Origin of the sequence: Mycolicibacterium septicum DSM 44393, assembly GCF_000455325.1 — a bacterium.
GTDB lineage: Bacteria > Actinomycetota > Actinomycetes > Mycobacteriales > Mycobacteriaceae > Mycobacterium > Mycobacterium septicum.
The window spans coordinates 127,438-141,628 of sequence record NZ_HG322951.1 but is presented as its reverse complement, the minus strand read 5'-3'; the positions used below and the strand labels follow the sequence as shown (position 1 = coordinate 141,628).

Here is a 14,191-nt window from a genome sequence, read left to right as displayed (position 1 = left end):
TGGTCGCGGCCTGCGGCAGGTGCTGGCCGCCCGACGAACTGGACGAACCAGAGGATCCCGACGACCCAGAGGATCCGGACGAGCCCGACGACGAGCTGGAGCCCGACGAACCCGAGCCCGACGAACCGGATCCCGAGGAGCCCGACGAGGACGAGGACCCGGAGGAACTCGAAGAAGACGACGACGGCTCGTCTACATCCGGCATCGGGATGGGCTCCATGTTGAGCCGCTCCTCCGGGATGTCGGGCGGTGCGACCGGGGGCTGGCCGTTGATCATCAACGGTCCCTTGGCGCTGTTGACCAGCGTGGACCAGCCGCCGTTGCCCAGCGTGGCGCCTATGCTGCACGACACCTGGTGGCTGCCGGCCGACCAGCTGGGCAGCGAGATCGTGCTGTAGCTCAGTGCCAGTGTGGTGCTGCGCAATTGGACCGGGGCCAGGTACGAATCGGTCTGGGCGGTGCACGCGTCCTTGATGAAGTTGTCCTGGTCGCCCTCGGCAGGCAGCCCGCCGGGGAACTTCTCGGCGAGGTTGACCGCTCCGGTGACCTCCATCGCGTGCGGCGCCGCGCAGTCGACCGGGACGTCGGTGGGCTGGTTGGTGGCGGCGTCGATACCGAGGCAGGTGCCCGCGGCCCACACCTTGGACTGATCGACGTCGGACACCTTGCCCGCGGACTCCAGCTGGCTGTCGCCGGGGCCGAGCAACTGCAGGCCGCACAGCATGCGCCGCTCACCGGACTGCTTCCAGGCCTTCTCGCCGGACCAGAGCAGGCCGATGGTGTATTTGCCGTTCGGGTCGTACTTCGGACCGAGGTAGCCGCGCACCGACGGGGTGCACTGCTCCTGGCTGATCTGTTTGATCCGATCCACCGTCGGTGGCGGCGCACCCGGCCCGTACTCGCTGCCGGGGAACGTGCGCATGTCGACCGACTGGGCGACCTCGAAGCGGTGGCTGTCCTTGCAGTCGACGATGTGCGCGGCGTCGGGGTTGCGGCCGGGCCAGTTCAGGCAGTCGCCACGCTTGACGTGATTGAACGTGTCGTTACCGCGGGGGCCCAGGGCGATGGCGCCCGGTCCGGAGTTGGCCCCCTCGCTCCGGGGCAGCGCGGTGATCAGGCCGGCGATGAGCAGTGCGCCGAGCGCGGTCAACAACAACGCACGTCGCGTCGACGCGGCCGCCAGACTCTGCCACCACGGTTCCTTGGCGGGTTGTTCGTCCTGCAGAGGTGCGTCGAGCAGGCCCCCGCTCTCGGGGTGCTCGGGGTGCTCGGGTGCTTCCAACATTGCCATCCATTGTGACAGGCGTGTCAGCCTCTGTGACAAGTGATGCGGTTGTAATGTTGCGAGGTTGTGCCCGGCGGCGGCGGGAACCAGGTCGCCATCGCTTCCCGCGCTTCGATCGACCACCTCAGATGTACGTCGCCGCACTTCAAAAAGTAGGGTTGCGCCCGTGATCGACCTCAAGCTGCTGCGCGACAATCCCGACACCGTCCGTGCGTCGCAACGGGCTCGCGGAGAGGACCCGGCGCGCGTCGACGCGCTGTTGCAGGCCGATACGGCGCGGCGGGCCGCGATCTCGGCGGCCGACAACCTGCGCGCCGAACAGAAGGCCGCCAGCAAGCTGGTGGGCAAGGCGACACCCGAGGAGCGTCCGGCCCTGCTGCAGCAGGCCAAGGATCTGGCCGAGCAGGTCAAGGCCGCCGAGTCCGCGCAGGCCGAGGCCGAGAGCGCCTTCACCGCCGCCCACATGGCGATCGGCAACGTGATCATCGACGGCGTGCCGGCCGGCGGCGAGGACGACTTCGTGGTGCTCGACACCGTCGGCGAGCCGCGGGCGATCGAGAACCCCAAGGACCACCTCGAATTGGGTGAGACGCTCGGGCTGATCGACATGGAACGCGGCGCCAAGGTGTCGGGTTCGCGCTTCTACTTCCTCACCGGTGCCGGCGCCCTGCTGCAGCTGGGCCTGCTGCAGCTGGCCACCCAGGTGGCCGTGCGGAACGGGTTCACGCTGATGATCCCGCCGGTGCTGGTGCGCCCGGAAGTCATGGCGGGCACCGGATTCCTCGGCGCGCACGCCGACGAGATCTACCGGTTGGAGGCCGACGACCTGTACCTGGTCGGTACCTCGGAGGTGCCGCTGGCTGGCTACCACTCGAACGAGATCCTCGACCTTTCTGCGGGTCCGAAGCGGTATGCGGGCTGGTCGTCGTGCTTCCGGCGCGAGGCAGGCAGCTACGGCAAGGACACCCGCGGCATCATCCGGGTGCACCAGTTCGACAAGGTCGAGGGATTCATCTACTGCAAGCCCGAAGATGCGGTCGCCGAGCATCAGAAGCTGCTGGGCTGGCAGCGCGAGATGCTGGCGGCCATCGAGGTGCCCTACCGGGTGATCGACGTCGCCGCAGGCGATCTGGGCTCGTCGGCGGCGCGCAAGTACGACTGCGAGGCGTGGGTGCCCACCCAGCAGACCTACCGGGAGCTCACCTCGACCTCGAACTGCACGACGTTCCAGGCCCGGCGGCTGGCCACGCGCTACCGCGACGAGAACGGCAAGCCGCAGATCGCCGCGACCCTCAACGGCACGCTCGGCACCACCCGCTGGCTGGTGGCGATCCTGGAAAACCACCAGCAACCCGACGGCAGCGTGCGGGTCCCGGACGCCCTGGTGCCGTTCGTCGGCACCGCGGTGCTGGAGCCCGGTAAGTAACCACCCCGTGGCCCAGTAGGACTGCGGACGATGACGGGGGATGACCCGCTGGTGCGGGTGAGGGTGCTGGGCCCGGTACAGGCTTGGGTCGGTGACGATCCGGTGGATCTCGGGGCCCGGCTGCAGCGGGCGTTGCTGGCCCGGCTGGTGGCCGCACATGGGCACACCGTGTCCGTCGACCGGCTGATCGACGACCTGTGGGAGGGCGAGCCGCCGCCCAAGGCGTTGTCGGCTCTCCAGGTTTATGTCTCGCATCTGCGGCGTGCGCTCGAGCCGGGGCGCGAGCGCCGGGCGCAGGCCCGCATCCTGGTCAGTGCCGCGCCCGGATACTGCCTCCGGCTGCCGGCGGACGCCGTCGACTCGTGGCAGTTCGAAGCCAAAGTCACTGCGGCGTATGAGGAATCGGATCCGCAGCAGCGGGTGCGTCTCCTCGAAGAAGCGCTGTCCGGTTGGTCGGGGGATCCGTTCGCAGGCGCCGGTGACGCGTTGTGGGCGGCGCCGGAGGTGGCCCGGCTGACCGAACTGCGGCTGAGTGCGGTGGAGGCGCAGGCCGCCGCGCAGGTCGAGCTCGGCCGGTACAGCACCGCCGTCGCCGCACTGGAACGGCACGTCCGCGAGCGTCCGGGCCGGGAGGGGGCGGCCGCCGTCCTGGCCACGGCGCTGTATCGGACCGGACGCCAGACCGACGCGCTGGAGGTGTTGCGGCGCACCCGCGATCACCTGGTCGACGAGCTCGGTCTGGAACCCGGCCGGGCGCTGCGGGACCTCGAGCGCGACATCTTGCGGCAGGCCGACCATCTGGAGCCGTCCCGGCCGCTCCTGCAGCCGGCGATACCGGAGGTCGCATCACCCGATCGGGTCGAGACCGCCGCCTACGGCCGCGCCGAGGAATTCGCGGAGATCGACAATGCCGCGCGCGCGGTCGTCGCAGGCGGCAGCGCCGTGCTGTGGATCGCGGGAGAGGCGGGATCCGGCAAGACCACGCTGGCAGCCGCCGCGACCAGCCGGTTGCGCGCGGCGGGCTGGCGGACTGTGCACGGCCGCTCCCCGGAGGTGCACGGCGCACCGGCGGGCTGGGCGTGGACCGAGGTGCTGCGGGAACTTCTGAAAGCCGGTGCCCCGGCCGACGACAGGCAGGCGCTGGCTCCGTTGCTGCACGACGTCGCCGCGGCCGAGCCGGGCACGTTCTGGTTGGGGCACGCGGTGGCCGATGTCTTGAGCGCGGTCGCCGCGGACCAGCCACTGGCCGTCGTGCTCGACGACCTGCACCGCACCGACGGCCTGACGTTGGAGCTGCTGCGCCTGGTGGCCGACCGGATCAAGGATCTTCCGGTGCTCGTGATCGGTACCTACCGGCCCTCGGAGGACCGGGGCGAGCTGGAGGTCGCCCGGGCGGCGCTGACGGTGCACACCGCGGCACATCTGATTCTCGGCGGGCTGGACGCCGCCGCCACCGCCGCACTGGCCGCCGACTGCGGGATGACCGCCGCCAGTGGCGAGGCCCTGCGGTTGTTGCGGGAGCGGACCGGCGGCAATCCGCTGTTCGTCCGGGAGCTGGCCCGGCTGATGGCAGCCGAAGGACCCGACGCGGTGTGGGCGTCGGTGCCCGTCGGGGTCCGAGATGTGTTGCGGCGCCGGCTGGCCCGGCTGCCCGGCCAGACCGTCACCGCGCTGCGCCAGGCCGCCGTGCTGGGCCGTGACATCGATGTCGACCTGCTGTCCGAACTGGGCCGAAGCGACCCCGACGACCTGCTCGACGCGCTGGAGCCGGCCGTCCTGCTCGGCCTGTTGGACGAGCCCGAGCCGGGCCGGTTGCGGTTCGCCCACGCGCTGGTGCGCGACACCCTCTACGAGGACACCTCGAAACTGCGCCGGTCCCGGTTGCATGCGGCTGCGCTGGAACTGCTCCGCGCGCCGGGGCGATCGGTCGACCCCGCCGCCCTGGCACATCACGCCGTCGCCGCGGCGACAGCCGAGACGTCCTTGGCTGCCGCGGCTTTCGCGACGGATGCGGCCCGTGAGGCGGATTCGGTCGGTGCCCACGCCGAAGCCGCGCGGCAGTGGCGTGCCGCCGTGCAGATGCTGGAGCTGGCGGCCGGCCGCAGGCTGCTGCCCGTCGTCGTCGGCCTGGAGGGCCAGACCGACGCCCGGTGCGGGCTGATCTCCGCGCTGGCTCAGTCCGGCGACGCCGTCGCTGCGCGCATCCAGATGAAGGCCGCGCTGCAACTGCTGACCGGAAAGTCGCGAGACGACCTGACGGTGCGCGTGCTCACCGCGTGGGATACCCCGTTGGTGTGGCGGGACCGTGAATACGACGAATCCGACAGCCAGATGATCGGGTTGCTGCGCCAGGTGCTGGCCGGCGGCGAAACCGGCCAGGTGGCCGAAATGCCGGTGGCCGACCGGATCCGGCTGCTCAAGGCGCTGTACGTGGAACTGGAGGGCACCGACCCGGACGGGGCGCTGGCCGCCAGCACGGAACTGCTCGAGTTGGCGCGACGTGCCTACGCCGAGGACCCGGGATCGTCGGGCCGGCTGCTGTGCACCGCGCTCAACGTCCGGGCCTACTGCGCGCTGGGGCCCGACCTCGATGCCGAACGTGACTCGACCGCCGCCGAACTGCTGCGGACCGCGGAGGCCACCGAGCAGGCCGACTATCAGGCGGTGGCGCACTGGCTGCTCTCGCTGGCCGCGGGTCACCGGTCCGATCTGGTGACGGCCAAACGGCACGTCGACATCGCGGTGGCCCGGGCGGGCACCGGCCAGCTCGTCCACCTGCTCGGCGTGCTGGGCCTGTTCCGGGCCAGGATGTACCTGCTGGCGGGGCGTCTGGAGGAGGCGGTCAGCGCCTACACCGACCTGGCGGCGCGGATGGTGGAGAACGGCGCCGCCAACGGGGCCAAGCTGGCGATGGTGGGCCGGGTGACGGGTGAGTTCTGCCTCGGAGACCTGGGTCTGCTGGCCGACGAGCTGGTGTTCTTCTACCGCGAGGTGTCGGTGGCCGCACTGGACGCCGCGGTGCTGGCGTTGATCGCTCAGGGCCGCGAGGCCGAGGCGCGTGAGCTGTGGCGAGATCGCCGGCCGATCGAGCGGGCCTACTTCTGGCTCCCGTTCACCGTGCTGCGCGTCAATGCGGCTGTGGCGCTGGGCGACCTGGAGGAGGCCCGGGTCCGGGCGGCCGACCTCGGTTCGTACTCGGGCCGGATCGCCGGGCTCGGCGTCGACGGGTTGATGGTGGGTCCGGTCGACGATGCGCTCGCTGCCGCTGCCGACGCGCTGGGCCTACCCGACGAAGCCCGTGGCTACCGTGAGGCGGCTTCGGTGCTGCGGGACCGGCTGGCCGCCGAAGCGCAGATCTTCATCGACTGACGTCGAGCGTTCCGTCGCCCTCGTCCTGCGGGACCTCTTGCACGATCTCGATCTCGCGGGGGATTGCCGTCCCGAAGACCGCCCGCTCCAGCCGCCGGTACCGCAGCCCGACCACGCCGAGGATGATCCGTAGACCGAGCCCTGCGTGCGCGGTCAGTTGGGCACGTTCGTCCTCGGTCATCACGGCCAGCGAGCGTGGGCCCTCGAACCACAACCGGCCGCCTGACCGGGCGGCGGCCTCCACGGACGCCCAGTCCGCCACCGACACGTGCTCGGTGATGAGGGGGAACACGTCACGTTCCTCTTCCTCGATGTGCTCGGTGAGCAGGGCCGACAGTTCGGCAAGCTCGATGACCATCAGGCTCGCGACCTGGCGGTCGCCCATCGACAGCCGCAGGGACGCCGCCCGGGCCCGCAACTGGTCCAGCCGTGGGTCCAGGGCGGCGTGGTCCTCGGTCAGTTCGCTCAGGTCGAGATGGCTGCCCCCGCTGGCCTGGATCACGGGCCACAGGACGTCGTCCTCGGTGGTGTGGTGGTGATGGACGGAGTCACACAGCAGCTCCACGTACCGCGAGATGGCGCGGGCCCGGTGTGGTGTGCAGATCACGTCGCGGTCGCGCACCGCGATCGCCAGATCGGTCAGGCGGCGCAGGTCCGCCAGCATGGCGCGGTGCGCCACGGTGATACCCAGCAGGTCCGGTTCGGGATCGCCTGCGCTACGGGGTGCGACGGTGACGGTGGTTGGCACGGCAGATCTCCTCGGTCTGTGCCGATCCCCGGTCGGTGGATCGGAAGTCTGAAGAGCACAGCCTGCTGCCGGCGACTTAAGTGCGACTTGTATCCCGCTTGTCATGGCCACAGTAGGGTTGCAGCCATGATCGACATCGACCTGGGCGAAGTGCGCAACTGGTTCGGCTTCGGTGTGGCCGGCAACTTCGCGGGCCATCTCGAACAGGCAGGGGAGGCCGGAGATTTCGTCAAGGTTGTTACCGAAGGGTATGCGCCCAAAGGCATCTTTCCGTGGTACGCGCCCGGCCGGGACGACTTTCTCGGTGAGTTCCCCCTGTCCAGCGATGCCATCCTGCTGCCGGAACCGGGTGAGATCGAAGGCCCGCTGAACCTGCAGATCGAGCCCGAGGTCGGTGTGGCCTGCCGGGTGGTGTGGAACGGTGACACCGTGGCGCGGCTGGAGCCGTTCGCTCTCGGCGCCTTCAACGACTGCTCGATCCGCAGGCCGGGCGCACCGAAGATCAGTTACAAGAAGAACTGGGGCGCGGCGTCCAAAGGTGTTGCACCGCAATTCTTCGAGATCAGTGACCTCACGCCGGACGGCCCGACCGCCACCATGCGGCTGGTCTGCTACCTGAGCCAGGACGGCGGTCAGCAGCACGCGTACGGCGTGGATTCACCGCTGGTGGGCTACTCGTACTACGGCGAGGTGTTGCTGGACTGGATCGTCGAACGGCTGGCCAACCAGAAGGGTTCGGCCGATACGCCGTTGGAGGACGTCGGCGCGCTGATGGTGGCCAGCGGCCATCCCGAGAACGTGCTGATCGGTATCGGGGCCACCCGGTACACCCCGCTGGGCGAGTCGACCTACCTCAAGCCGGGGGACGAGGCCATCGTCCGCGTCTACGACAGCGCATCGAGTGCGGCTTCGGAACTGCGGCAGGTGGTCTCGGCCCGTTAGCGGCCGAGCAGCTCGTCCAGGCTGGCCACGAAGTCGTCCGGGCGGGCCGGGGTGAACGCCGGTTTGGGGTAGGTGCCCGGCACGTCCAGGGTGATCAGCGTCGACCGCAGGGGCCGGTGCACGTCCAACGGCAGCCAGCGGCGCAGGTCGGTGCTGCCCCACAGCCGGAAGCGCTGCATCCACAGCCCGAGTGACTCGGCCTTGTACGAGCGGATGTCGCGCAACGGGATCACCTTGGACGTTCCCGACGGGAAGTGGTAGCGCCGCAACGTGATCGCCTCGCGATCCAACTGGATCAGGCCGTCGTCGTAGTACTGGCGCGGCGCGTTCATGACTTGCTGCCCGGCGTTTTCTGCTCCTCGCGTGCGCACCGCAGCTCGTGCCCCTTGGTGGTCAGGCACTTACCGGTCTCGAGGTTCCATTGCCAGCCGTGCAGATTGCAGGTGAGGGTCTTCCCTTCGACCACACCGAATTTCGACAGGTCGGCCTTCAGGTGCGGGCACCGGCGCTGGATCTCCCAGCCGTCAAGGGTGATCGACGAGGAATCGTCGTGGGCTTCGGCGAACCAGCCGTCGGCGTAGGCGATGCGCTCATCGGTCAGGCACTTGAAGAACGTGTACAGGTACTCGTTGTAGCCGCCAACGCGCCAGGCCTTGAACCGGGTCGACAGGAAGATGGTGTTGACCCAGTCCGGCTCGTTGTCGCGCAGCACGGTGCGCACCAGCTCGGGCGGGATCGCGAACCCGTAACGGAACTTCTCATCCGCGATCGGTTCGCGCACAAGACGTTTCGGGAAGTCCAGTACCACGGTCTCGCTGTGGTCGGGTCCGGACAGGCGCAGCTCCACCGGATAGCCGATGCCGTCGCAGATCTGGTCGGTCTGGCTCATGATCGGCTCGAACAGCGCGCGCAGCCCGGGCAGCAGGGGTTCCCCGGCCGCTGGTGCCCATGACGCCTTCTCCGCGGCCAGTACGGGGGCCATCCGCTGGGCGAAGTCCTCGATGTAGGCGGCCTTGCCGGTGGTGAAGATCGTTTCCGGATCCTCGACCGGGTGGGTCAGCGAATTGAGTTGCGAGCCGGCGAAATCGGCTGTGCTACCGGGGATCATCAGCAGGCCGCCGTCATGGCCGTGGCGCTGCATCTGATCGAGGAACACGACCTGGTCGGGGAAGATGTTGGCCGGATCGCCGTGGTCGTCGTTGAGATCGCGAAGTTCGGGATCCAGGAAGCAGGGCGGCCCGGCCGAGGGGATCACCCAGGTCGCTCCGACCTGCGCGATGTACTGGCGGCATCGGTCCATCTGGCGCTGCCGCTTCTGGATGCCGAAGGCCTCTTTGGCGCGGGCGGGCATGTCGTAGACCATCGGGTACCAGATGGCCCCCGAGTACTGCAGCATGTGCACGTCGATCTGGCCGAAGTCGGTGTGCAACATATCCAGATCGACGGGGCGAGCGTCGTTCATGTTGAAGACGACGGTCTCCCCGTCGTCGACCACCAGACCTGAATCACCGATCGGCCCGTCGGCCGGCGCGCGCAGGGCGATGATCATCACATCCAGGTCGCCCTTGGGGCCGCTGACGGTGTGCTTGACCGAGTCGGTGGTCTCGAAGAACCGGTGGAAGCCCAGCTTCTGCAGTTCGCGTTGCAGGTCGGGCACCGGGAAGTCGGGCAGCAGCACGACCGCGTCCTTGTTGACGTGGCGGCGCAGGTTCTCCGGGTCGAAGTGGTCCTTGTGCAGATGCGACACGTAGAGGTAGTCGACGTCCCCGAGAGCCGTCCAGTCCAACGTGCTGTTGTCGGGGAACGGGACCCAAGAAGCGAAATACGCGGGGTTGACCCAGGGGTCGCAAAGAATGCTGCCAGCCTTGGTCTCGATCAGGAAGCCGGCATGCCCGACGCTGGTGACCTGCACAAACGGCCTTTCGATGGAGTATTTCGATGCCCGCCCAGCCTAGCCCGAGTTGGGTGATGCGCCGATCCGGGCTGGGATTAGGCTGGCTACGTGGAACCGGTGTACGGGACTGTCATACAAATCGCTCGGGCTGCCTGGCGGCTGCAGGGGCTGAAGTTCAACGTGACCGGGGTGGAGAACGTCCCGGTCACCGGTGGTGCGGTGGTGGCCATAAACCACACCAGCTACTTCGACTTCACCTTTGCCGGCCTACCCGCCTACCTGCAGAAGCGGGGTCGCAAGGTGCGGTTCATGGCAAAGAAGGAAGTCTTCGACAACAAGATCACCGGGCCGATCATGCGCAGCCTGCGCCACATCGAGGTGGATCGCGACAGCGGGGCCGCCTCGTTCGAGGCGGCTGTCGACTACCTCAAGGCCGGTGAGCTGGTCGGGGTGTACCCGGAAGCGACCATCAGCCGCAGCTTCGAGATCAAGGACTTCAAGTCCGGCGCGGCACGGATGGCGATCGAGGCCGGCGTGCCGATCGTGCCGCACATCGTGTGGGGTGCGCAGCGCATCTGGACCAAGGGCCACCCGAAGAACCTGTACCGGCCCAAGGTGCCGATCTCGATCGCGGTGGGTGAGCCCATCCAGCCGACGCTGCCCGCAGCCGAACTCACCGCATTGCTGCACTCGCGCATGCAACACCTGCTCGCCCAGGTGCAGGACGCCTACGGGCCGTATCCGCCCGGTGAGTTCTGGGTGCCGCACCGCCTGGGCGGTTCGGCGCCGACGCTGGCCGAGGCCAACCGGATGGATGCCGGCGAGGCGGCCGCGAAGGCGGCAAAGAGAGCCTCCGGGTAAGCCGCCTATGGAACCGGTTTTCCGAAGTCTGGAGATCGCCGCCGGGCTCGCGGTGCGGGCCACCGGAACCCGGATCACTTTCCGCGGGGTGGACAACCTGCCTGCCACCGGCGGCGCTGTCATCGCCATCAACCACACCAGCTACGTGGACTTCCTGCCCGCCGCCCTGGCGGCGTCCGAACGCGGTCGCCGGATGCGGTTCATGATCAAGGCGGAGATGGAACGGGTGCAGCCCGTCGGCTACCTGATCAAACACACCGGGACCATCCCGGTGGACCGCGGGGCAGGCGCGGGTGCCTACGCCGCGGCGGTGGACGCGTTACGCCGCGGTGAGTTGGTCGGGGTGTATCCGGAGGCCACGATCAGTCGCAGCTTCGAGCTCAAGGAATTCAAGACCGGTGCGGCGCGGATGGCCGTGGAGGCCGGCGTGCCGATCATTCCGCTGATCGTCTGGGGTGCTCAGCGCATCTGGACCAAGGATCACCCGAAGGCGCTGGGGCGCAAGAAAATTCCGGTGACCGTCGCGGTCGGTGAACCGATCCGGGCGACGGGTTCGGTGGCCCGGATCGATGACACCCTGCGGGCCGCGATGTCGGCCCTGCTGAGCCGGGCTCAGCAGGACTACCCCACCCCGGCCGGGGCATACTGGGTTCCGAAACGGCTCGGTGGCAGCGCACCGACGCTTGCGCAGGCCAAACGGCTGGACGAGGCGGAATTGGCCGAACGTGCCCGCAAGAGGGCGAGCGAAGCGACGGGGAGAAGTTGATGAACGCCGAGCGGGCGCCGGGGCTGATCGCCACCGACGTGGACGGAACGCTGCTCGACGAGGACGAGAAGGTCACGCCGCGCACCCGGGCGGCGGTACAGGCCGCGGTCGAGGCGGGGGCGACGTTCGTGCTGGCCACCGGGCGCCCGCCCCGCTGGATCGCACCGGTGGTCGACGGTCTCGGCCTGGCGCCGATGGCGGTGTGCGCCAACGGCGCGGTGATCTACGACCCGGCCACCGATCGGATCGTCTCGGCCCACACGCTGTCGGCCGACGTACTCGGCGAGCTCGCCGAGATCGCGACGCGGGTGATCCCCGGCGTGGGGCTGGCGGTGGAACGGGTGGGCTCCTCCGCGCACGACGCGGCGACCCCGCAGTTCGTCAGCTCGCCGGGATACGAGCACGCCTGGCTCAACCCGGACAACACCGAGGTTTCGGTCGAGGATCTGCTCAGTGCTCCCGCGGTCAAGCTGCTCATCCGCAAGGCCGGCGCACGCAGCGCTGACATGGCCGCCGAACTGCTCAAACACATTGGTCTGCAGGGCGATATCACCTACTCGACCAACAACGGCCTGATCGAGGTGGTGCCGCTGGGCATCAGCAAGGCCACCGGTGTCGAGGAGTTGGCGGCCCCGCTTGGGCTGACCGCCGGCGACATCGTGACCTTCGGTGACATGCCCAATGACATACCGATGCTGCGCTGGGCGGGGCGCGGTGTGGCGATGGGCAATGCGCACCCCGAGGCGGTCGACGCGGCCGACGAGATCACCGTGACCAATGCCGAGGATGGTGTGGCCCACGTGCTGGAACGCTGGTGGTCCTGACGCGCCGAGCGATCAGGTGATCGGGGTGAAGCGCTCCAGTTGCACCGGCTGCTGATCGGGTGACGGCGGCGGCAGTTCCACCGGCACGCCGTCGACCACGCGGGTGACCGTGCCCTTCTCGCGGTCGAAGTTCAGCGTGCCGTGCTGGAAGTTCTGGACGATCCACTGGGGTTCAGGGATCTCGGAACTGGTCGGCAGGCCCAGGATTCCGCGCTCGAAGCCGAGCGTTCCCCATGCCTCGTAGATGGCGCCGGTGACCGGCTCGGCGCCGCTGTCCGGTGACCAGTACACGACGCCGCGCTCGAAGGTCGCGTAGCGCGCGGCCCCTTCTCCGGCGGCCTCGGGTGATGTCGGATTGCCCAGCAGGCCGTTCTCGCCGCCTTCGGCCTGCCACCGGGTGTAGATCGCGCCGCCACGCATCTGGTCGGCCAGGTCGGCGGGGCCGGGTGGCTGGTTGAACCGGGCGGCGATGTCGCGGATGCGGTCCATCTGGGCGTACGCCGCGTTGCCGGGGCAGTCGGTGATGCCGACGTCGCGGTGGGTGAAGATCGTCGGCAGGGTGGGGGTGGCTCCGCGCGGGAAGTGGGTGAACGATCCGCCGGCGGAGGTCAGCACGACGGTGCCGCGCGGGTCGATGTGATCGAGGCCGAGTCGCCAGCCCAGGAGCCGGCCGGTGTTGCGCACCTGGATCTCGGTGGGCGGCACGACGTCGAAATCGCCCAGCATCGCCACACCCCAGGTGTCGATGTTGAAACCGCCGGTGTGGGATCCCTCGACGGGTTTGTCCATGCCGCCCGCGCGGCCCTCGAAGACCTGGCCGTACTTGTCGACCATGGCGTTGTAGGCGATGTCGCACCAGCCCAGCTCACGGGTGTGGTACTCGTAGATCGACCGGATGATGCCTGCCGAATCCTCGGGGGTGTAGTCGTTGCTGCCCGCCGTGTGGTGCACGATGCCGGCCCGGATGCCCTTGTCGTACACGGTGTTTCCGCATCGCATCGCTTCGTTGGCGCCCCATTGGGCGCGGCTGATGATGGTCGGCGGCTGGCCGGGGTTGATGGCGGCGGTCGGGAGTGGCCCGACGTCGACGGGGGCCTGGGGCGGGCTGATCAGCACCGCGGTGACGTTCTGGCCGATGGGTGCTTCGACGTTGGCGGGCACATAACCGAGTGCGGGCTTGGCCGGCCCGGGCTTCGAGGCCTTCCCGGGCGGCGGCACGGGTGCCTGCGGCGCGCGGGTGACGGCGATCTGCACGGTGGTGGTGCGGCCGACGAACACCGGTTCGGTGCCGCGCGGTCCGGGGGTGTCGGCGCCGACGCCGTCGAGGTTCTCCGCCTGGTACCAGGGGCCCCAGCTGCCGTCGTCCTTACGGGCCCGGACCCGGGCGGAGGTTCCGCGCAGGTCGGCTGAGGTGAGCGCGACCATCGAGAACGGGGTGTCCTGATGGACCTCGCGGATGCTCTCGCCGACCGCGAGGTTGTCCAGCGGTTGCTGTGTGAGTTGCGGTGCAGCATCGGACGGGTCGGGGTCTTTGCCGAACTCTGATCCGGAGATCGCCCACGGCACGATCACGACCGTCGCCGCAAGTGCGGTGAAGAGAATCGACGGCGCGGGACGACGGGACTGCACGGACTGATGTTACGTATGAGTCTGATGTTACGAATGATTCGACACGGTCCGCGCGTGTCTTTCACAGGCAACGGCACCGCAGAGCCGGATGGCTTCTGCGGTGCCGTTCTCTCAACCGGGCCTTTGTGTTACGGGAGCGGCGCGGGGGCCGGGGGCGGCGGCACCGCGGCCGCCGGGGCCTTCATCGCCGAGGTGATCGCCGGCATCACCATGCCCTTGAGCAGGTCGATGGCCTGGCCGGCACCGAGCTGGTTGGCGGCGCTCGACAGATCGCCGAACAGTCCGCCGCCGCCGCCACCGCCGGTGGCGGGCATCGCGGCCAGCGACGGGTCGGCGCCCAGCAGCGGGTAGGTGCCCGCACTGGGATCCAGCCCGATCGGAGACGAGATCGGCACCTCACCCGGTGCGCCCAGCCCGCCCAGGCCGCCGGACAGCGCCGGGTCGAGG

The 14,191-nt window shown here is 69.1% G+C and carries 11 protein-coding genes and 1 pseudogene; 6 read left to right on the top strand and 6 right to left on the bottom strand.

Annotated features, from left to right (window positions below; translation table 11 throughout):
- The coding region (locus TX88_RS00650) for a septum formation family protein (protein ID WP_084621746.1) at nucleotides 1-1,285 on the bottom strand (1,285 nt) is incomplete at its 3' end.
- A gap of 166 nt (nucleotides 1,286-1,451) precedes the next feature.
- Between TX88_RS00650 and serS the strand changes: the two genes are divergently transcribed.
- The gene (gene serS, locus TX88_RS00645) at nucleotides 1,452-2,711 is read left to right on the top strand and encodes a serine--tRNA ligase (protein WP_044513873.1); all 1,260 of its coding nucleotides are present in this window, start codon (nucleotides 1,452-1,454) and stop codon (nucleotides 2,709-2,711) included.
- Nucleotides 2,712-2,741: 30 nt separating this feature from the next.
- Nucleotides 2,742-6,080 (top strand): ATP-binding protein, encoded by a 3,339-nt coding sequence (locus TX88_RS00640; RefSeq protein WP_044513872.1) that lies wholly within the window; start codon nucleotides 2,742-2,744, stop codon nucleotides 6,078-6,080.
- On the opposite strand, the gene TX88_RS00635 is transcribed toward TX88_RS00640, so the two are convergent.
- Nucleotides 6,070-6,828, bottom strand: coding sequence for a hemerythrin domain-containing protein (locus TX88_RS00635; RefSeq protein ID WP_244438304.1), 759 nt, complete (start codon nucleotides 6,826-6,828; stop codon nucleotides 6,070-6,072). The two genes, TX88_RS00640 and TX88_RS00635, sit on opposite strands and share 11 nt — an antisense overlap.
- Nucleotides 6,829-6,954: 126 nt before the next feature.
- Between TX88_RS00635 and TX88_RS00630 the strand changes: the two genes are divergently transcribed.
- The gene (locus TX88_RS00630; RefSeq protein WP_044513870.1) at nucleotides 6,955-7,770 is read left to right on the top strand and encodes a DUF5718 family protein; all 816 of its coding nucleotides are present in this window, start codon (nucleotides 6,955-6,957) and stop codon (nucleotides 7,768-7,770) included.
- Here TX88_RS00630 and TX88_RS00625 read toward each other — a convergent pair.
- Both TX88_RS00625 and TX88_RS00620 read right to left on the bottom strand, forming a co-directional pair.
- Nucleotides 7,767-8,102, bottom strand: coding sequence for a hypothetical protein (locus TX88_RS00625; RefSeq protein ID WP_044513868.1), 336 nt, complete (start codon nucleotides 8,100-8,102; stop codon nucleotides 7,767-7,769). The two genes, TX88_RS00630 and TX88_RS00625, sit on opposite strands and share 4 nt — an antisense overlap.
- Complete coding sequence (locus TX88_RS00620; protein WP_044513866.1) at nucleotides 8,099-9,682, bottom strand: MBL fold metallo-hydrolase; 1,584 nt, start codon at nucleotides 9,680-9,682, stop codon at nucleotides 8,099-8,101. The genes TX88_RS00625 and TX88_RS00620 overlap by 4 nt, the downstream gene beginning before the upstream one ends.
- Nucleotides 9,683-9,772: 90 nt before the next feature.
- On the opposite strand from TX88_RS00620, the gene TX88_RS00615 reads away from it, so the two are divergent.
- Genes TX88_RS00615 through TX88_RS00605 form a run of 3 tightly spaced genes read left to right on the top strand, consistent with a single transcriptional unit; the run spans nucleotide 9,773 to nucleotide 12,115 of the window.
- Nucleotides 9,773-10,525, top strand: a complete 753-nt coding sequence (locus tag TX88_RS00615; RefSeq protein ID WP_044513864.1) for a lysophospholipid acyltransferase family protein — start codon at nucleotides 9,773-9,775, stop codon at nucleotides 10,523-10,525.
- Between the two features lie 7 nt (nucleotides 10,526-10,532).
- Nucleotides 10,533-11,291: a lysophospholipid acyltransferase family protein gene (locus TX88_RS00610; protein ID WP_044513862.1), complete on the top strand. Its 759-nt coding sequence runs from the start codon at nucleotides 10,533-10,535 to the stop codon at nucleotides 11,289-11,291.
- The gene (locus TX88_RS00605) at nucleotides 11,291-12,115 is read left to right on the top strand and encodes a Cof-type HAD-IIB family hydrolase (protein ID WP_044513860.1); all 825 of its coding nucleotides are present in this window, start codon (nucleotides 11,291-11,293) and stop codon (nucleotides 12,113-12,115) included. The genes TX88_RS00610 and TX88_RS00605 overlap by 1 nt, the downstream gene beginning before the upstream one ends.
- 12 nt (nucleotides 12,116-12,127) lie before the next feature.
- Here the strand turns inward: TX88_RS00605 and TX88_RS00600 are convergent, their stop codons facing one another.
- Entirely contained in the window at nucleotides 12,128-13,744 is a 1,617-nt protein-coding gene (locus tag TX88_RS00600; protein WP_044513858.1) for an N-acetylmuramoyl-L-alanine amidase, read from the bottom strand.
- Between the two features lie 128 nt (nucleotides 13,745-13,872).
- Nucleotides 13,873-14,191 (bottom strand): annotated as a pseudogene (locus TX88_RS34795) (hypothetical protein); the annotation flags it as partial.

Excerpts from the sequence above, each read along its gene's own strand:
- TX88_RS00640 (WP_044513872.1), top strand. The coding sequence starts at position 2,742 with ATGACGGGGGATGACCCGCTGGTGCGGGTGAGGGTGCTGGGCCCGGTA.
- TX88_RS00630 (WP_044513870.1), top strand. The coding sequence starts at position 6,955 with ATGATCGACATCGACCTGGGCGAAGTGCGCAACTGGTTCGGCTTCGGT.
- TX88_RS00625 (WP_044513868.1), bottom strand. The coding sequence starts at position 8,102 with ATGAACGCGCCGCGCCAGTACTACGACGACGGCCTGATCCAGTTGGAT.
- TX88_RS00610 (WP_044513862.1), top strand. The coding sequence starts at position 10,533 with ATGGAACCGGTTTTCCGAAGTCTGGAGATCGCCGCCGGGCTCGCGGTG.
- TX88_RS00605 (WP_044513860.1), top strand. The coding sequence starts at position 11,291 with ATGAACGCCGAGCGGGCGCCGGGGCTGATCGCCACCGACGTGGACGGA.